The 19423-nt window shown below is 55.2% G+C and carries 16 protein-coding genes and 2 tRNA genes; 6 read left to right on the top strand and 12 right to left on the bottom strand.

The genetic code is table 11. From position 1 onward, the window contains the following. Positions 1-103: 103 nt before the first annotated feature. The 8 genes from pstA to E0E37_RS01525 form a co-directional block, all read right to left on the bottom strand. The gene (gene pstA / locus E0E37_RS01490; RefSeq protein ID WP_246019599.1) at positions 104-958 is read right to left on the bottom strand and encodes a phosphate ABC transporter permease PstA; all 855 of its coding nucleotides are present in this window, start codon (positions 956-958) and stop codon (positions 104-106) included. Beyond that, positions 955-1845 carry a phosphate ABC transporter permease subunit PstC gene (gene pstC, locus E0E37_RS01495; RefSeq protein ID WP_130861204.1) on the bottom strand — a complete coding sequence of 297 codons (891 nt, stop codon included), beginning with the start codon at positions 1843-1845 and terminating at the stop codon, positions 955-957. Before pstC ends, pstA begins: the two co-directional genes overlap by 4 nt. A gap of 232 nt (positions 1846-2077) precedes the next feature. Then, entirely contained in the window at positions 2078-2959 is an 882-nt protein-coding gene (locus E0E37_RS01500; protein WP_130861205.1) for a phosphate ABC transporter substrate-binding protein, read from the bottom strand. Positions 2960-3308: 349 nt separating this feature from the next. Then, positions 3309-4721 (bottom strand): sensor histidine kinase, encoded by a 1413-nt coding sequence (locus E0E37_RS01505; protein ID WP_130861206.1) that lies wholly within the window; start codon positions 4719-4721, stop codon positions 3309-3311. A gap of 71 nt (positions 4722-4792) precedes the next feature. Continuing rightward, positions 4793-5695: a response regulator transcription factor gene (locus E0E37_RS18975; protein WP_165445149.1), complete on the bottom strand. Its 903-nt coding sequence runs from the start codon at positions 5693-5695 to the stop codon at positions 4793-4795. Between the two features lie 250 nt (positions 5696-5945). Next, a complete protein-coding gene (locus E0E37_RS01515) occupies positions 5946-7811 on the bottom strand; it encodes an EAL domain-containing protein (protein ID WP_130861208.1) in 1866 nt (621 codons plus the stop codon). A 250-nt stretch (positions 7812-8061) separates the two neighbouring features. Beyond that, positions 8062-8135, bottom strand: a tRNA-Gly gene (locus E0E37_RS01520). 220 nt (positions 8136-8355) lie between these two features. Then, the gene (locus E0E37_RS01525; protein WP_130861209.1) at positions 8356-9678 is read right to left on the bottom strand and encodes an HD-GYP domain-containing protein; all 1323 of its coding nucleotides are present in this window, start codon (positions 9676-9678) and stop codon (positions 8356-8358) included. A gap of 352 nt (positions 9679-10030) precedes the next feature. On the opposite strand from E0E37_RS01525, the gene E0E37_RS01530 reads away from it, so the two are divergent. From E0E37_RS01530 to E0E37_RS01540, 3 genes are all read left to right on the top strand, one after another. Next, positions 10031-10738, top strand: coding sequence for a J domain-containing protein (locus E0E37_RS01530; protein ID WP_130861210.1), 708 nt, complete (start codon positions 10031-10033; stop codon positions 10736-10738). Positions 10739-11132: 394 nt separating this feature from the next. Then, positions 11133-12413 carry a serine--tRNA ligase gene (gene serS / locus E0E37_RS01535; protein WP_130861211.1) on the top strand — a complete coding sequence of 427 codons (1281 nt, stop codon included), beginning with the start codon at positions 11133-11135 and terminating at the stop codon, positions 12411-12413. A 171-nt stretch (positions 12414-12584) separates the two neighbouring features. After that, positions 12585-13472 (top strand): MBL fold metallo-hydrolase, encoded by an 888-nt coding sequence (locus E0E37_RS01540; protein WP_130861212.1) that lies wholly within the window; start codon positions 12585-12587, stop codon positions 13470-13472. A gap of 58 nt (positions 13473-13530) precedes the next feature. On the opposite strand, the gene E0E37_RS01545 is transcribed toward E0E37_RS01540, so the two are convergent. Together E0E37_RS01545 and E0E37_RS01550 are read right to left on the bottom strand one after the other, a co-directional pair. Further along, a complete protein-coding gene (locus E0E37_RS01545) occupies positions 13531-15117 on the bottom strand; it encodes an amidohydrolase (RefSeq protein WP_165445150.1) in 1587 nt (528 codons plus the stop codon). A 207-nt stretch (positions 15118-15324) separates the two neighbouring features. Beyond that, positions 15325-15540 carry a cold-shock protein gene (locus tag E0E37_RS01550; protein WP_130861214.1) on the bottom strand — a complete coding sequence of 72 codons (216 nt, stop codon included), beginning with the start codon at positions 15538-15540 and terminating at the stop codon, positions 15325-15327. 369 nt (positions 15541-15909) lie between these two features. Between E0E37_RS01550 and E0E37_RS01555 the strand changes: the two genes are divergently transcribed. Continuing rightward, entirely contained in the window at positions 15910-16482 is a 573-nt protein-coding gene (locus E0E37_RS01555) for a rhomboid family intramembrane serine protease (protein ID WP_207302903.1), read from the top strand. Between the two features lie 70 nt (positions 16483-16552). Here E0E37_RS01555 and E0E37_RS01560 read toward each other — a convergent pair whose 3' ends face one another. Next, on the bottom strand, positions 16553-16906 hold the full coding sequence (locus E0E37_RS01560) for a hypothetical protein (RefSeq protein ID WP_130861215.1): 354 nt from the start codon (positions 16904-16906) through the stop codon (positions 16553-16555). 207 nt (positions 16907-17113) lie between these two features. Here E0E37_RS01560 and E0E37_RS01565 point away from each other — a divergent pair. Then, a tRNA-Arg gene (locus tag E0E37_RS01565) sits at positions 17114-17190 on the top strand. Between the two features lie 127 nt (positions 17191-17317). Continuing rightward, positions 17318-18040, top strand: a complete 723-nt coding sequence (locus E0E37_RS01570) for a DUF5131 family protein (RefSeq protein WP_130861216.1) — start codon at positions 17318-17320, stop codon at positions 18038-18040. A 184-nt stretch (positions 18041-18224) separates the two neighbouring features. Here the strand turns inward: E0E37_RS01570 and E0E37_RS01575 are convergent, their stop codons facing one another. After that, positions 18225-19418, bottom strand: coding sequence for a M20 metallopeptidase family protein (locus tag E0E37_RS01575; protein WP_165445151.1), 1194 nt, complete (start codon positions 19416-19418; stop codon positions 18225-18227). Positions 19419-19423 lie beyond the last annotated feature (5 nt).

The raw sequence follows: 19423 nt of genomic DNA on the forward strand, positions 1-19423 counted from the left end.
CTGAGATCTTTCCGGCATAGCCAATTTTACTGTCTGTTCCATTTCCTATTCCTTCTCTTTCTCCTGCTCTCTTTTCTCTCTTTCCGGTCCCCTCCGGATCAGCCTACAGGGTTCCCAGTTTTTTGCCGATCAGGTTCGCCGCCGTATTGATGATCAGCACGATGATGATCAGCAGCGCCGCCGTGGCGTAGGTCTTTTCTTCCGACAATCCTTCGGAGGCCAGCATGTACAGATGCACCGCCATGGTCCGCGTGGAATCAAACAGGGAGGACGGCAGCCGGAGGGATCCGCCCACGGTGAGCATGATCGCCGCCGTCTCGCCGATGGCTCTGCCGATGCCCAGGATCAGTCCGGTGAGGATCCCCGGGCGGCAGCAGGGCAGGACTACCTTGACGATGGTCTGCCATTTCGTGGCTCCCAGCGAAAGACTGCCTTCCCGATAGCTCATAGGCACTGTCTTCAGCGATTCCTCTGTGGCCCGGGTCAGAGTGGGCAGGATCATCATAGAGAGCGTCAGCCCTCCGGAGATCACGGACCAGCCCATGCCCAGAAACACCACGAAAAACGCGAAGCCGAACAGACCAAATATAATAGAAGGAATTCCCGCCAGCACTTCGGTGAAGAAGCGGATGATCTTTACCAGCCGGCCTTCCTTTGAGTACTCTGTAAAATAAATGGCCGATGCAATGCCGATAGGCGTAGCGATGACGATGGAGACCAGCGTCACCCAGATGGTGCCCACGATGACGGAAAAGATCCCGCCCTCTCTGCCCATGCGTCTGGGTTCCTGAGACAGGAACTCCCAGTTGATATTTCCCAGCCCCCTGACCAGTATAAATCCGATAATGATGATCAGACAGGCCAGCGTCAGCGCTGCCAGCAGACCGATCACTCCGTAAAACACCCCGTTGGCGGCTGATTTTTTTCTCTTGAGACGGTCTGTGTTTACCCCGCTCACTTCCCCTCACCTCCAAGCCGTTTTACCGTCAGCTGCGCGGTCAGATTCAGCAGCATGATGATCACAAAGAGCACGATGCCCACCGCGAACAGCGCCTGCTGGTGCGTAGGCGACGCGTAGGACATTTCCATGGCGATGGTACCCGTGAGGGTAGCCACGGAATCCAGAACGCTACCCGGGATCACGGCCATATTTCCTGTGATGAGCAGAACGGCCATAGTCTCGCCGATGGCTCTTCCCATACCCAGGATCACGGAAGAAATAATTCCCGATTTTGCGGCCGGGATCAGGACCTTGGTGATGGTCTCCCTCTTGTTGGCTCCCAGAGCCAGCGACGCTTCTTTATATTCCGCCGGCACCGCCGCAATGGCGTTTTCCGACATGCTCACGATGGTGGGCAGGATCATGATGGCAAGAATAACAGCGCCGGCCAGAATACTGAATCCGGTGGTGGTGATGTCCGGATCAAATATCTGAAAGACCGGCAATATATAATTTCGGATGGCCGGCACCAGGACCACCAGTCCGAAAAATCCATAGACCACCGACGGGATGCCCGCCAGCAGTTCGATGGCAGATTTAAACAGCCTCGCAGGCTTCGGCGGCAGGATCTCCGCAAGAAACACCGCGCAGGCGATGCCTGTGGGGATCCCGATGGCCAGAGCGCCCAGCGTGACCGACAGCGTTCCCGCGATCAGCGGAAAAATACCGTACTGCCCGTTTGTCGGTTTCCACGTAGTCCCCGCAATGAAGTCGAACACTCCGTAGTCTGCCATCACCGGCAGCCCCGACTGAAAAATGAACACCGTGATCAGTGCCACAGACAGCGTGGCCGCCACGGCGCACAGCAATATCATTTTTTCGATTACTTTCTCGTAAGTCTTCATCTTATTTCTCTCTCAGCGCTCTATTTTTCTCTTATCTGATCAGATTCTCTCTCGCTGCGCAGGCCCGGCCCCGAACCGGCTGATCTGGCCTGATCCGTCCCGGCTGGCTTGCCGAGGACAGAGGCCCGGTCTCCCGGGCCCCTGTCCCCCTGGCCTTCGCCGTATTGTATCGTCTCAATGAGGAGGTTGCTGCCGTATACCTGACGGCCCGCTCAGCGGACCGTCCCTGTCTTTAATTGACGGGGATAAATTCCTGCGCTACGATCGCCTGTCCTTCGTCGCTCAGCACGAAGTCAAGGAACGCCTGCGCCGCAGGGCTGACTTCTTCGCCGGACACATAGATGAACGGTCTGGAAATCTTGTAATCTCCGGAGAGGACCGTGTCGTTGGACGGAGCCACGCCTTCCACGTTCAGCGCCTTCACGGTATCGTCGAGAGCTCCCAGCGAGATATAGCCGATGGAGTCCGGGGTGGAAGCCACGGTCTGCTTCACCGCTCCTGTGGATCCCTGCACGATGGCGTTTGTGGTCGTCCCATCGATCTCGTTTCCAGCCTCATCCTTGGACAGGACTTTAGTGATCTCTGTGAACGCGCCCCGGGTGCCGGAACCCTCTTCTCTGGTGACCACAACGATCGGTGCGTCATTGCCGCCCACTTCGCTCCAGTTTGTGATCTCTCCGGTATAGATCTTCCGGATCTGTTCAAGGGTCAGATCACTCACGCCGCAGTCCGGATTGACGACCACTGCCACGCCGTCTTTCGCGATCACCGTTTCCGCCGCGATCAGCGCTTTTTCCTCTTCCTTCACTTCCCTGGACAGGGCGCCCAGATCTGCGATCTTATCTTCGATGGATTTGATTCCCTGACCGGAGCCGCCGCCCTGTACCTCCACCGTAATATCGCCGTTTACATCGGAAAAGGCCTCCGCCAATTCCTCTGAAAGCGGCTGTACGGATGTGGATCCCGCGATCACCACAGTCCCGGACAAAGCATCTCCGCCGTCTCCCCCGTTGCCGCCGTCCGTTCCATTGCCGCATCCGGTCAGTGCCGCACCTGCGATCAGCGCCAGAGCCAGTCCGGCGATCCATGTCTTCTTCAACAAATTTCTGCCCATGTTCAGTTCCTTCTTTCTTTTTTCTTTTTTCTTCTCATTGCTATTTTTCGTGTTTCCCTTTTGCAGTTCCTATCTTACGAAACCAATGTTAAAGGCAAATAACGCCTTTGTTAAATGCGTGTTAGACCGGCAGGGCCAATTGTTAAATCCATGTTAAGTCCGGCGATCCGCAGACGGTTATTGCTGAAATTTCAACGGTCCCAAGCCCTGTCCACGGAAAGCGCCGCCAGCGGAGGGCCGTGGCTTCCCCCGGAACCCGCACACAAAAAAACGAGCCCGCAGCGTTCTGCTGTCGCTCGTTTTTCTGTTATGCATATGGTATCCATATTTTTATGGGCCTGCGCTCTTCTTACTCCGGCAGGATCACCGTGAAGGCCGTCCCCTCTCCCAGGGCGCTTTCCACCTTGACCTCGCCGCCGAACAATCCTGCAATATGCTTGACGATCGCAAGCCCCAGCCCTGTTCCTCCGGCTTTCTGCGACCGGGATTTATCCACCCTGTAAAACCGCTCGAAGATCCGCGGCAGATCCTCCGGGGCAATACCCTGGCCGTCGTCCGCCACCTCCAGCCAAATGCGGTTCTCCGCCTTCCACACTCTTATCCGCACGCTGCCGCCCGCATCAGAATACTTCACCGCGTTCTCGATGAGGTTCAGCATCATCTGCTTAAAGCGGTCCCGGCTGCCGCCGATATAGATCTCATAGGCGAACTCCATGCTCACGCTGATCCCCTTCGCCTCGATCTGCGGCTGAAGAAAATCAACGATCTCCTCCACCGCTTCCCGCACGTTCACATCCCGGTCCACGTTCACCTCACGTCCGCTCTCTATGTCGGAAATGACCAGAATATCATTGATGAGACGCTTCAGCCTGGCGGCCTCCACCGCGATAATGTCCAGAAATTTTCTGCGGATCTCGGGATTCTCGTCCGCGCCGTCCTGCAAAGTCTCCACAAAGCCCGATATGGACGTCAGCGGCGTCTTCAGCTCGTGGGTCACGTTGGCCACGAACTCCCGGCGGATATTTTCCGCCTTCTCCATCTCCTCCACCGCCAGCGCCAGCTTGCCCGACATATCGTTGATGGTCTCTCCCAGCTCCTGCAGTTCATCGCCGGTCCTGACCTCAATGTGCTGCCGGTAATCTCCCCGGGCCATCTTCTCCGCGCTCTCCACGATGATCCGAATGGGCCGCGTGATCCTGCCGGCGAAAACGATAGAAAGGATAATCGCGATGACGATCCCCGCCCCCGCCGCTTTCAGCGACGCTTCCACCAGAAAATCTCCGATGAGATGGACCCGGTCGATCTCCATGGCCACCCGCGTGACGCAGATCAGCTCTCCCCGGTCCATCAGCGCTGCCGCCACATACAGATACTGATTTCCCATCGTTGCGCTGGCCCGGCTGCTTCTGCCCACTCCGTTTTCTATGGCGCCGCGGATCTCCTCACGTTCCCCGTGATTTTCCATGTCCGCAAGACTGCCCCTCAGAAGCGAATCGCCGATGACCTTCCCGTCAGGCGCCACAAAGGTGACCCGCTGGTCGATCTCCGCGGAAAACTCGCCGGCATAATCGCCGTAGTCCACGGTGAGACCGTGATCCAGATCTTCCGTGATTGCCCGATTGATAAGCTCGCAATAGTTTTGCAGCTCCGATTCCTTCTGCTGCATCAGGCTGTTCATATTCATCTGCACTGAAAGCCAGCTGGTGATCGCCACGCTGAGCAGGATCAGAGAGATGGACAGCGTCAATATTTTCTGTTTCATCGCTTCTTTGCCTCGATATGCCCTTCCCGGCCAACTCTGTTTTCAGCCCCGTATTTTCCCGGCAGCGATCCCTAGGGCATCTTGTACCCGATCCCGCGGACCGTCTGAATGTAGGCGCCGTCCTTTTCCGGATCTCCAAGCTTCTTTCTCAGATAACGCACGTGAACGTCCACCGTCCGGGTCTCCCCGATGTACTCGAAGCCCCACACTTTATCCAGCAGCTGATCCCGCGTAAACACCAGCCCCCTGTTTCTCGCCAGCGTGGTCAGCAGATCGAATTCCTTCAGCGTCAGCTCCACTTTCCTGCCTCCCACCGTCACTTCGTGGCGGCCCACGTCGATGACCAGATCTCCGTTGACCAGCCGTTCGCCTGAGGGCAGTGCTGCCGCGGCAGTTCTGCCTATTCCCTGGGCTTCGCCGCCGGCGGCTCCGTTCTCTGCTCCCATCCCGCCGCTGGATGGACCGCGGGAACCATGGGAGGCGGACGGCTTCTGACCCGCCGCATCCTGTTTCGCAGGCTCCCTCTGAGCCCCGGAGACAGCAGCCTTACCCACGCCGTTCACAGAATCTTCGCCGCCTGCAGGGGAACCGGCCGCAGCGCCCGCCGTCTCCCCTGTGCGCCGCAGCACCGCCTTGATCCGGGCGATGAGCTCCCTTATGCCAAAGGGCTTTGATATATAATCATCAGCGCCGAACTCCAGTCCCAGCACCTTGTCGATCTCTTCGTTCTTTGCGGTCAGCATGATGATCGGCGTGCGGTTTCCCGCCTGCCGCAGTTCTCTGCAGAGATCAAATCCGTTCTTGCCCGGCAGCATGATATCCAGCAGGATCAAGTCCGGTTTTTCCGAGACCGCCATCTCCATGCCCTGCAGGCCGTCCTCCGCCATCAGCGCCTCAAAACCGTTGGCGGTCAGATTGTACGCCACCAGTTCACGGATATTGGGCTCGTCCTCCACCATTAATATTCGCTGCATTCTTCCCTCCATTTATCCTGCGCCGTACGGTATTTCCGCTGTGCGGTCCGCTCGTTTTCCGTCCCGCCGCCCCTCCATCCCGTGCAGCCTGATCCTTTTTCTGTCCCTTTTCTTCCTGCCACCCATTATAGCGGATCGATGCCGAATGTCAAAGAAAATCTGCTTTCTCCCATCCCCTGCCGGCCGCTCCCCACGCAAAATCCCCCTGTCTCGCCGTTGAAACAAGGGGATCCCGCTGTTTGTACACTATTTATCTTCTGGACTTTTCTTCTTCTCTCACCAGCAGCTCCTCGTAGTCCTGCTGAGGCATCGGTCTGTAAAACACATAACCCTGCACGTAGTCGCAGCCGATCCTTCTGAGATATTCGACCTGTTCCGGATGCTCGACTCCCTCAGCTACGGTCTTCAACCGGAACTTTTTCACCAGGTCAACGATGCCCTGCACCAGGGCCATATCCCGGGCGCTGTCCGGCCCTCCCGTGAAAAAAAAGCCGTCGATCTTCAATATGTCGATGGAAAGATCTTTCAAAAGACTCAGCGAGGAGTAACCTTTCCCGAAATCGTCGATGGCGCAGACAAATCCCGCCCTTTTCAGCTTGTCCACGATCCGCACCAGCAGGTTGGCGTTATCGATAGCGATGGACTCGGTGAATTCGATCTCCAGAAGAGACGGGGGGATCTGATACTTATCCCGGATCTCCACATAGCGGTTCACGAAATTCAGATCGTAAAACTGGAGACGGGATACGTTGACCGACACCGGCAGCGCAGGCTTCCCTTCATCGAGCATATGTCGCAGCCAGCGGCACACCTCCTCAAACACATACTGATCCAGCCGGTTAATCATGTATTTCCGTTCAAAGACCGGAATAAAACGATCGGGCGGAATGACAGTCCCGTCCTGGCTCCGCCAGCGGACCAGAGCCTCCGCGCAGGCGACCCTGTTGGTCGAAAGCTCCACCTTGGGCTGATAATAAACGGTAAATTCCCTGCGTTTCAAAGCTTCCGCCATTCGATTTTCCACGCTCTTCTCTTCCCGCAGCCGGTTTCGTATGCTCTCGTCATAGTAGACATAATTTAAATTCGTGCCGTTTTTCACCGTCTTGCGTGCAAAATTCGCCCGGTCGAGAAAGCCGTCGATCTTCAGATTCTCGATCACGTCCTCCACACAGCAGATACCGCAGTAGGTGGAGATCGTCTGGCCGTCGTGGGAGTTGTGCATAAAATCGGTGATCGACCGGTCCGCTTCCCTCTGGCGGGCCGCCAGCTCTTCCTTCTCCTCATAGCGGTACAGCAAAACGAAATTGTCCGCCGAGACCCTTCCGCTCAGTTCATTTTCTCTCAATCCCCCGTTCAGGATCTCACCGTAGCGGGTCAGTATGCTGTCGCCGTAAGCGTAGCCAAACACGTCGTTGATATATTTGAAATCCGCAAAATCAGTGTAGAGCACGGCAAATTTCTCATCAGGCTCCGCTTCCAGCAGTTTCTGGGCCTTTTCTTTAAACGCTTCCAGCAGATAGACGCCGGTCAGGGCGTCTCGCTGGGCCAGATCGCTCAGCCTTTCATTGCTTTTTTCCAGACTCAGAAGATTCTTGGAACAAGCGACGAGAATGAAGATCCACGTCAGAAGCATGATCACCAGCATGGCCGCCGAAGCCGACAGCAAAATACCTGACTGACGGTACGAATAATCCTCAGCGGCAAAAACCGTATTGTTGGCCTGGGTAAAATAATCTTCGCTCAGCGTCAGCAGCACCTGGGCGTTATTCCCGCCTGTACGGTAATCAGCGATGTTCGCCTTCACTTCTTCCCACATCTGATCCAGTTCCCGCAGATTCCTCTGATACGCGGGATCCTCAGGACAGGGCAGCCCATAGCTGCCGTTTCCCGCTGACAATTCATCCAGAATACCGTCCAGATAAGCGATCATCTCATCGCTCTCCTGTCCCGCAAGTTCCAGCTTGACCAAGCGCTGCGACGCGCCCCGCACGATGCCCACATAATTGATCAGGCGGCCGTTGGTCTGAGATGAGACGATCGTATGGATCGTAACCCCTCCGAAGAGTAAAAGGAGCAAAAAAAGAGCGATCAAGCCGCCTGCCAAAAAACGTTTCATATGTTTGAACCTCACCCGAAGCTCTGCCGCTGGCCGCCGGCTCTTCCGCCGCTGCCGCGATCGAGATCTGAGGGACCTTATCCAGTCTCTCTGCTGTATGATATTTCTAGTTACTATGAAAGATTATATCCTATCATGGCGAATATTGCAAGCCGCCCAGGGGATCCAATGCTCCGATGGGGCGGCGGCCTCTGGGGAACAGGCGGCGTAAAAAAAGCATTGGAACGTCTAAATTCCAATGCTTTCGTTGTGGAGCGGGTGATGGGAATCGAACCCACGCTGCCAGCTTGGGAAGCTGGAGTTCTACCATTGAACTACACCCGCATATTCGCTTCGTGCTTTATTAGCATACCAAATTCGGCGGCGTTTTTCAAGGACTATTTCAACTTTTTTCAAAAGTCCCTCTCCCGCCGCCCCAAGACCGCCTCCAGCAGCCGGAAACAGGATCCGCCCCCACGGATCCGGACCCTGACCCTTTCCTTTCTCCCGGCCAATCAGTTCCGGCGCCCTTCCATGTCTGCAATTTTGTACGCTTTCTCCGGCTTCAGCTGATCCCTTCCCCTGAATATTTCTCAAGCAGGCGCTCATACTCCCCGTTCACAAAACGGTAGGCTTCCACCACCGGCCCGCACATGATTCCCACAGCCTCCATAATGCTGTCGAATTCAGCGCATATGAGCGCAACGATGTCCCCGTCCAAAAGCCCCTGACCGCTCATCTCCGCCAGAATATCCAGCGTCTTTTCCTTCGGGAACGCCTCTTTATAGCTGCGCTGGCCGTTCAGCGCGCTGACGATATCCGCCACCGCCACGATCCGATCCGCTCTGGTCAGTTCCGCCGCCTTCAATCCTCCGGGATAACCGGACCCGTCCAGTTTTTCGTGATGCCGCAGCGCGATGCGTTTCACCGTCTGCGATACTGTCTGGCCCAGGATCTGTTCCGTCAGATCCACATGAGTCCGCATCACCGCCATCTGCTCCCCATTCAGCGGGCCTGAAAATTCCAAAATGTCGATGGGGATCCCGATCTTTCCCAGGTCGTGCAGCAGCGCGCCCAGCGCCACGCACCTGATCTCTTCCCTGTTCATGCCAAGACGTTTTGCCGTCTCCATGCTGACTCCCGTGGTGGTGATCGTGTGCGTCACCGTATAATGACTCCGAAAATCAATGGCGAAGACCAGCATCTGCAGATACTCCACGATCTCTTCCCGCGAAAAGAACTCTACGTGATGTGGGAATTCCGCCCCGCCGTTTCTGCCGCCCTCCTGCAGGCCGGCGCCGTCCTCCCATCCGCTGAAGTCCATAGCCAGCGCCATCTCCGCGATCTCCGGCATAAACCGCCGTCCTCCAGCCGCCCCAATGCGGCGCTTCAATTCCGCCTCCGTCCCCTCGCCGCGCTGAAAAAACATGTCGATCCGGTCCGCCAGATTGATGGTCTGCGCCAGCCAGACCGTCTCCGCTCCAACCTCCTTCATCTCCCTCAGGATCTCCCAGGACGTGTGATGAAACAACACGGCGTCCGCATACTGAGAGAGAGGCGAGAAATGGCGGATGAACAGCGAGCCGTAAACCGAGTGCGCCCACACCTGCTCCGCCTCAAAGCTGACCATGCGATCGATCTCTTCTGTTTTATATGCACCGATATCATGAAGCAGCGCCGTGAAGCAGATATCGCGGATCTGCTTTCGATCGTACTGCCCTCTGCTGATCAAAAAACTGTGGACCAGCTGCGCTACCCTGCTGCCATGCTGGACCAGACGGGGGTCCACAAAATTCAGCGCCCGGCTGATAATGCCTGCGATACTGCCATCCGCCGCCTGGATATCCGTTTCCTCAGGCCGGATCGCCTTCCATCCTTCAAAACTCATATTCACTTCCTTTTCGCCGGCCCATCCTCTGTCCCGCGGCCCATGGCCCCAGGACCAATTATCCAGACAGCGCCTGCTGATATAATACTCAGTTTAATTCAACCTGACGGCCCTGTCAACGATATACAGGCGTGCCTTCTCTGTCATTTTCCGTCATATTTCAGCTTCCAGCCGCTTTATTCGACTTAACTCTTGATTTCTTTCTTCTTTCATATAAAATGGAATTGCACAGTCGGAAAACTCTTCGCAGCGCGCCGAAACAGCGGCCGCCGGAGTCTGTGCAGTCCTGCGGAGGCGCGGCGCTCCGCAGGCACAGATCATTTTTACATTGAAATAGAAAGGCAGACGCCGGATGAATTATTATGAAATACTGGAAGTACGCGAGAACGCTTCACAGGAAGTGATCGAGATGGCCTACAAAGCCCTCGTCCGCAAATATCACCCTGACGTGTACCGGGAGGACGAGGACTTTGCCCACGACATCACGCAGCAGATCAACGAAGCGCACAATGTCCTGTCTGATCCCGAGGCGCGGCGAAATTACGACGACGCCCTGCGTGCAGAGCGCAGCGAAAACGGTGACAACGACGAGAACGGCGAGAACGGCGGAATCAAGGGGGAAAAGTCTCGTTTTTCAACCCTTCTCTCGGGCTTTGGAAAATCAAATATTCCCGTACTGGCTCTGCGCATCGCAGTTCCTCTACTATGCGTCGTCCTTCTGTTTTCCGTCTATCATCTGTCTAAAGAAAACTCCGCTCTCTCTGACGAACAGTATCGTCTCAATACCGCTCTCAAAGAGACAAAGGAGACGGTGAAGAGCGCGGCGGCCAAAAGCGGCGAACTTGAGGAACGAAACGCAGCGCTCCTGAAAGATCTGCACTTTTACTACAACAGCACCTGCGTGGTCCCCACTTACAGCAAACGCTACCATCACTACGGCTGCGAATTTCTGAACCCTGATCACGCCTATATCCTGGATGTGGGCAATGCCAGACGGCTGGGTTATTCCCCCTGCCCTGAGTGCTGGGACATGGATTTTGAAGACTTCTACGCCGACTGACCGGATATACGCCGCAAATTTTCCTTGCATTCACGGAAAATGCCATATATAATAAGTACAATTAAAATCAAATAGTCTCACAGATACAGCGGGGATGAGAGCTGCGGTCCACAGAGTTGCTGCAGAGAGCCGGTGGTTGGTGCAAACCGGTGCAATACGGGACTTTTCCACTTTCGGAGCTGACGGCGAAAGCCGAGGGCTGCGCCCTTTACAGCGCGTTCGAGGGGTCGGCGGACAGGCCGGCAATTTGGGTGGCAACGCGGAGCTTTCCGTCCCATGATGATGGGGCGGTTTTTTTTAATTACGCAGGAAAACGGCGAAGCGGAACTGCAGACCGCCGAAGACACATAAATACACGCTGCAAGCACAAAATAGAAAAACAGGAGGAAATACCATGTTAGACATCAGAATGTTCCGGAACGATCCGGAGACGATCAGAGAAAATCTGAAAAAGAAATTTCAGGAGGAAAAGCTGCCGCTGGTGGATGAGATCATCGAGATGGATGTGAGGATCCGCGAGGTAAAATCCAAAGGCGATGTGCTTCGCGGCCAGAGAAAAACGGTCAGCAAAGAGATCGGCGGGCTGATGAAGGCAGGCAAAAAAGACGAGGCCGAGGTAAAAAAAGCTCAGACTGCAGCTATGGCCGAGGAACTGGCTCAACTGGAAGCCGAGGAAGAAGATCTGGCCGGCCGCATCAGAGAACGGATGCTGGTCATTCCCAATATCATCGACCCCTCCGTGCCCATCGGCAGAGACGACAGTGAAAACGTGGAAGTGGAACGGTTCGGCGAACCGGCCGTGCCGGATTTTGAGGTGCCCTATCACGTGGATATTATGGAAAAGTTTAGCGGCATTGATCTGGACAGCGCCAGAAAGACCAGCGGCAACGGCTTCTACTATCTGTCCGGCGACATCGCCCGGCTTCATTCCGCCATCCTGTCCTACGCCAGGGATTTCATGATCGACCGGGGCTTCACCTACTACGTTCCCCCTTTCATGATCCGCAGCAATGTTGTCACCGGCGTCATGAGTTTCGCCGAGATGGAGAACATGATGTACAAGATCGAGGGCGAAGACCTGTATCTCATCGGTACCAGCGAACACTCCATGATCGGCAAATTCATAGACACCATTCTTGACGAGGAGACGCTGCCTCATACTCTCACCAGCTATTCCCCCTGCTTCCGCAAGGAGGTGGGCGCCCACGGCATCGAAGAACGGGGCGTTTACCGCATCCATCAGTTCGAAAAGCAGGAGATGGTCGTAGTCTGCAAGCCCGAGGAGAGCATGGACTGGTTCGTCAAGCTGTATCAGAACACCGTGGACTTCTTCCGCAGCATGGACATTCCCGTGCGCACCCTGGAGTGCTGCTCCGGCGATCTGGCCGACCTGAAGGTCAAGAGCATCGACGTGGAGGCCTGGTCCCCCAGACAGCAGAAATACTTTGAAGTGGGCAGCTGTTCCAATCTGGGAGACGCTCAGGCCCGGCGCCTGGGGATCCGGGTACGCGGCGCCGACGGAAACCTCTACTTTGCTCATACACTGAACAACACGGTGGTCGCTCCGCCGCGTATGCTCATCGCTTTCCTGGAAAACAACCTGAACGCTGACGGCAGCGTCAGCATTCCGCAGCCCCTGCGCATGTACATGGGCGGCAAGGAAGCGATCAGATAAACTGACCCATGGTTCTTCAGCTGCCGGGCCGCGACGGAAACGTCCCGCCCGGCAGTTTCCATATCCGGCGGCTTTCAAAGACGGCGCCGCCGGCGGCACGCCCGCCCACGCCGCCTTCGTCCGGCCGCAGAACAGCAATTCGATCATTATTCAAGAGAGAGGGTGCATAGCATGTATGAATTGATCCACGCCGCAGAACGAACTTACTATATCGACTGTCCCGCCAAGATGGGCCTTTACCTGGAAAACGCCACAGACGTCTGGCTCATCGACAGCGGGAACGATAAAGAAGCCGGGAAAAAGATCCAAAAGATCCTGACAGCCCAGGGCTGGAACCTGAAAGCCATCATCAATACCCATTCCAACGCGGACCACATCGGAGGGAATCATCTGCTTCAGGACCGTCTGGGCTGCCCCATATACGCCAAAGGGATCGACGCCGCTTTCACGCGCTTTCCCATACTGGAACCATCCTTCCTGTACGGCGGGTATCCCTGCAAAGCCCTGCGCAACAAATTTCTCATGGCTCAGGACAGCCAGGTCCTGGAGCTTTCCACGGCTCCGCTGCCGCCGGGCATGGAGATCATCGACCTGCCCGGGCACTACTTTCACATGATCGGCGTAAAAACTCCGGACAACGTCTGGTTTCTGGCCGACTGCCTGACCAGTGAGACCATCATAGACAAGTACCACATCTCCTTTATCTACGACGTGGCCGCCTATCTGGATACCCTGGACCGGATCGAACAGCTGGAAGGCGCCAGCTTCATCCCTTCCCATGCCGAAGCGGTGCCGGATATCCGGCCTCTGGCCCGGGCCAATCGCCAAAAGGTGCTTGAAATAAAAGAAAAGCTCCTGGCCTGCTGCGGGGAGCCTCTTACCTTTGAAGAAATCCTGAAGCGTGTTTTTGACGATTACGGACTGACCATGGACGTGAATCAATACGTCCTCGTAGGCAGCACGATCCGCTCCTACCTCTCCTGGCTGTGCGACCTGGGTCAGCTGAGCGTTTCTTTCGAGGATAATCGCATGCTGTGGAAACAGAGGGCTGCAAAATAAATTTTGCCCGCCCTCTGCGAATCCTTTCGGCCCGGGCCGCCGCGGTTGAAAGGGTATTTTATACCGAATACACGGTTCTGCCGCCGGCCACGGTCAGAAGTATGTCTACATCCTTGATCCGATCCGGTTCGATCTCAAAAATATTTTCTGAGAGAACCACCAGATCGGCGTTCTTTCCCACTTCCAGCGTGCCGCTCCTGTCTTCGTCAAAGCTGGCCCAGGCTGCGTATGAGGTGACAAGGCGAACTGCTTCTTCCACGGAGAGGGCCTGCTCCGGCAGGAAGGTCTTCGTGCCCTCCAGGTTTTTGCGCGTTATGGCGGCGTAAAGATTGTTCATGACGTGAAACGGCTCGACGGGCGCGTCGGTCCCCCCGCTGACGTGGATCCCCATGTCCAGCATAGTCTTCCAGTTATATGTGTGCGCCGCGTCCTCCCCGTCGATCCTGTCGTAGATGACCTCCATATCGGCGTTGATGAAGATCGGCTGAGCGAATACCTGCACTTCCAGCTCCTTCATCTTTTCCATAATCTCCGGCGTGGTCAGCTGGGCGTGGACGATCCCATGCCGGATATCAGGCTTGGGGTTCTCCTTCTGGCAGCGCTGGAAAGCGGACAGCGTCCATCTCATGGCCTCGTCGCCGATGCAGTGGACGGCCACGGAGCAGTCGCTGTCGTGTGCCTGACGGACGGAGCGGTAAAACGCTTCCTCTGTGGAGGAGGCAAGCCCCTTGTTCGCCCTGTCGTGTACATAGCCCTTTTGGACCATAGCCGTACTGCCTCCCAGAGAGCCGTCCAAAACGATCTTTCTGGGGCCGATGCGGAAGAAGCCGTCGCCCCCGCGCTCCGTGCGCAGTCCCTGGGAAAGGAACTGGGCAAATTCTCTGTCGTCCGGAAAATAGCTCTGTTCAAAGATACGGCAAGTCAGTTTGCCCTCGTCGGAAAGGCGTCTCAGAACGGAGACGATCGTCTTCCACTCCACTCCCGGCATAACGGCGAAATCGTGGCTGTGAGCACAGGTGAGCCCGCACCGGTTCATCTCAGCCTGGGCGTCGAGGATCATCCGGACCAGTTCTTCCTCGCTGACAGGCGGAATGAGACTGGAATAGCTCAACGCCGCGTCCTCCTTCACCAGACCGGTCTCAAAATCCGTATTTCCCAGCACGTGAGCGCCGGGCTGAGAGGCTCTGAGAAGTTCCAGCGCCTTGCTGTTATAAACGGCGATGTGACCGCAGATACGGGCGGCGAAGATGGGGATCTCCGTGGAGATCCGGTCCAGATCCGCTCTTGTCGGGAAGGCCCCGCCCTCAAAATTTTCCTGATTCCATCCCATGCCATACAGGTAGGACCGTCCCGGATCAGATTTTAACTTTTCCTGAAACCGGCTGATCACCTCGTCTACGGACCGGGAGCCAAACAGATCCACATTGCGGGCAAAGAACGCGTACATCAGCATATGCATATGGGTATCCACAAAACCCGGCAGCATCAGCTTTCCCCCCAGATCCACCAGTTCTTCGGCCTGCAGCGCTTCCGCCTCTTTCCGCGAACCCAGAAAACAGATCTTTCCGTCCTCGATACCGATGGCTTCATAAAAAGTAAGATCGCGGTCCATGGATGCGATTTTTCCGTTCGTATATAATTTCATTCGTTCATTTCTTTCTGATTCATTGTCCTCTGCTTTGCATACTGCGTTCATCCCATGACAGACCCTAGGCCGATCATGGATGCAGACATGGCGTCCGCCGTGCACAGAATCATATAATTAATATCCGCTCTGCGGCTATTATACCACTGTAAAAAGACTTGGGAAAATAAAAAAACCCTCTCCATAGAGAGGGCTTTTTTCAGTTGCTTACTGCACCGGGCAAACGTTGACTGCTCTGATCTTGCTGCTGTTTCTGGAGTCAACTTCTGTATCGAAGGTCACTTTCTGTCCCTCGTTCAGAGTTTTAAAACCGTCGCAGACGATCGAAGAGAAGTGCACGAATACGTCATCACTGCCATCATCGTTGGAGATGAATCCATATCCCTTATCAGCGTTAAACCATTTTACTGTACCTGTATACATTGTCGGTACCTCCTTGATTTTTATTATATTCGGACGCGGCAAAATAAAAATCACATATTTTTGTAAACCATCAACCAAGCAGATGACTTACAAAAATATGTGAACCAATCGTGCCTTGTGAATATGTCTATATTGTAGCATAATTCACCAATTTGTCAACCGATTTTTGAAAATTAATAATATTAATTTTATAGCCGCCGTCAAAGCCCAGGATCAGCCTGCCGGAACCAAAAGAGCTGAATTTCTCCGGCCGTTCTGATATAATAATTATGCTTATGCCGGGCGGATCCTGTGATGGGCTCCGGCAGACAAACGTGGATCTGCATGACCGCGGCGCGTACTCTTGTTGGTAATATGGAGGTAACTCTGATGAAACAGATCGGGAAAAAGATAACCTATAATTCTCCGGTGGTCCTCACCTTTGCGCTGCTTTCACTGACTGCGCTGTTTCTTGGCTTTCTGAGCGGCGGCCGCACCACCGCAGCTCTCTTCAGCGTATACCGGGCGCCATTGAGCGATCCGCTGACCTGGCCGCGCATGGTGCTCCACGTGCTGGGGCACGCCAACCTGGATCATTATATCGCAAACACTACCCTGCTCCTGGTGGTCGGACCGCCCCTTGAAGAAAAATACGGAAGCCGCACCATGCTGCTGGCCATCTTCATCACAGCGGCCGCATCCGGACTGGTCAACTTTATATTCTTCCCCTCTGCAGCCCTTTTGGGCGCCAGCGGAGTAGTATTCATGATGATCCTGCTTTCGTCGCTTTCCGGCGCCAAGGAAGGGACCATCCCCCTGACTCTGATCCTGGTGGCCGTCATCTATATCGGCGGCGAGTTGGTCAGCGGCATCTTCATGCGGGACAACGTGTCGCATCTGACGCACATCGTCGGCGGAGTCTGCGGCACGATCATCGGCTTCGCGCTCATAAACAGGAAATGAAAGTTCTGACAATATCCAGTCCCCTCTCCCCTGCATGGCGGGCCGGCAGACGGAGCCTGAACCGGCGGCTCTATTGGCCGGACAGGAAAAGCCGAACATCAAAGTAGGCCGTCACCAGCCCGGCAACGGTCTGCGTACTGCCGGACATCTGAGAGATCTTTGGTTTCACGGCCCGGACCAGTTCTCTGGCCGCCTGGGGATCGAAGCCCCCCTTGATCTGCCATGCCTCATTGTAGATACTGCACTGCGCATCGAGAAAATCGATGGGCTCGCCGTTGTTTGTATAGCTGAGGTTGCAGCAGTTGCCGTAGATCGGCATAGTGAGCCCTGCCGCCCGGCCCGCTGAGACAAAGATGGGAGAAAGCAGCAATAGCAGAATAACGATGCCGGCGGCAGCCAGCGTTTTCTTACGCTTTTTTATCATGGTCTGTTCCTCCTTTGACGATCTTGCAGAGAATACTGTTCCTACCTGAATTATATAGCAGGAACCTCCTGCAGGCAAGCGGCAAAGAAGGCCAAGGGAAAGAACGTTTCACCCTGTTCCGCAGCGCTCCGAGACGCGGAAAAAATAGATTTTTTAAAATAAGCTTTGATTATCTCAAATAAATGTGGTAATATATAATACAGATGCGCACCCGTAGCGCAGTTGGATAGCGCGTGTGACTCCGACTCACAAGGTCGCAGGTTCGAACCCTGTCGGGTGTACCATATCAAGGAACAAACTTCTATACAAAAACAGCTTTCCATTTGAGAAAGCTGTTTTTGTATGCAGACACAGGGCGGCTCTGGTTTGCCAAAACCGCCGCTTTTTTACGCAGAACAAAGGAGACTGCCTATGAACTGGGAGCCGTGGACAGGCTGTTACAAAATAAGTGACGGCTGCACAAACTGTTATTTTTATGGACCCTATGCAAAACGCTGTGGACAGAATATGATTCTGAAAACAGATAAATTCGACTGGCCCATTAGAAGAAATAAAAAAGGCGAATACAACATCAAAGGAAATAAGATCCTCGCCACCTGCTTTGCCACCGACTTTTTCCTGCCCGAAGCTGACGAATGGCGGAAAGAGGCCTGGGCCATGATCCGTGAACGGACGGACATTGAGTTTCTCATCCTGACAAAGCGCATCGACCGTTTTCCGGTATCCCTTCCCGCCGATTGGGGCGAGGGCTATGACAATGTAAACCTGGGCTGCACGGTAGAGAACCAGGCGCTGGCCGATTACCGCCTTCCCCTGTTTTTATCCTATCCGATAAAACGGCGGTTTATCGCCTGCGCGCCGCTTTTGGAAGCGATCGACCTGACCCCTTATCTCTATGGAGTGGATCATGTTACCGTCGGCGGCGAAACCGGGCGGGAAGCGCGCCAGTGCGATTATGAGTGGGTGCTGAATATCCGGGATCAATGCGCAAAAGCGGGTGTGACCTTCTGGTTTAAGAATACGGGCTCCCTTTTCCGGCACGACGGCCTGGGCGAACGAATCAATCCGTATAAGCAGACCGGAATGGCGAAAGCATTCAATATAGATATTTCAGATGGAAAGCGGCTGTTTTGATCCTTTATCCCGTTGTCTTCAGCGGTATGAAATATACAGGCGCGGGACGCCGCTCATGGTCATGGCGCATAGGAGAAAAATGGGAAAAGACTAGTTATCCCATAGGCGCGCCGCATCACGGAAATAAAAAAGATCCGCTGAAAACCACATCTGGCGTTTTCAGCGGATCTTCTTTTGTTCTCGTTTATAATTCTACAGCGAAACGACAGTGCAGCTTCGCTCCTGTGAGCAGCGCGTCCTCGTCAAAGTCAAAGCCCGGATTGTGCATGAGGTTAACAAAGCCTTTTTCCTCATTGCGGGCTCCCAGCCACAGAAACGCCGCCGGAAAGCGCTCCGCCACGTAAGAGAAGTCCTCCGCGCCCATCTCGGACGTCTTTTTGTGGATGATATTCCCGCTCCCCACCACCTGGGCCGCGATGCGTTCCGCGCTCTTCGTTGTCGTCTCATCGTTGACCAGCACGGGAAGCCCGCGCTTGATCTCCAGTTCATAAGACGCGCCGGTGTAACTGCAGATCCCGCGGATGATCTTTTCCGCGTTTTCCAGAACATAAGCCCTGTTCTGCTCGGATTGGCACCGGATCGTGGCGCCCAATTCCGCCGTCTCGGAAACGATGTTGATGGCGCTTCCTGAGCGGAGAATACCCACGGAAAAAATAGCAGGATCAAAGGGATCCATCTTTCTGGACATGAAGCTCTCCATCTCCGTCACAAATTTGGCCGCCACGGACAGCGCATCCACTGTCTGATGGGGAGTGCCGGCGTGACCGCCCTTCCCCTTGATCTTGAGATAAAATTCATCTGTGGACGCCATGAGACTGCCGTATTTTACGGCCACGGTCCCAAGGGGGTACTCCGTGGTGAGATGGAGGCCGCCGAACACGCCGATGTGGGACGCTATGCCCAGCTTTTCCATCTCTTCCAGCATAGGCTTCGCGCCGCCGGGCTGCGGGCCTTCTTCGGCCGGCTGGAACATCAGGATCACATCCCGGGCCAGTTCTCTCTCAAATTCCTTCAGTACGCCGGCCGCTGTCAGCAGCATGGCCGTATGGCCGTCGTGGCCGCAGGCGTGCATTTTTCCCGGCCGCTTTGAGCAGTAAGGAACCTGATTGATCTCCTGCAGAGACAGGGCGTCCATATCCGCCCGCAGTCCCGCCGCCTTGACGCCCGCAGCAGCTTTTCCTCCTCTGATCCTGCCGATGACGCCCACGGAGGAGGGCAGCATCTCGATCTCTTTTTCTTTCAGGCACTCTCTGATATAGGCCACCGTGTTATCCACGTCGAAGCCGGTCTCCGGGTTTTCGTGCAGATACCGGCGATGTTGCACCAATTCCTCCCTGCACCCTTCCACCCGATCCATCATTTCCGTTAAAAAATCCATTTCCG

It is taken from the genome of Bacilliculturomica massiliensis, assembly GCF_900605495.1.
In the GTDB taxonomy this organism is placed as follows: Bacteria; Bacillota; Clostridia; order Peptostreptococcales; family Anaerovoracaceae; genus Bacilliculturomica; species Bacilliculturomica massiliensis.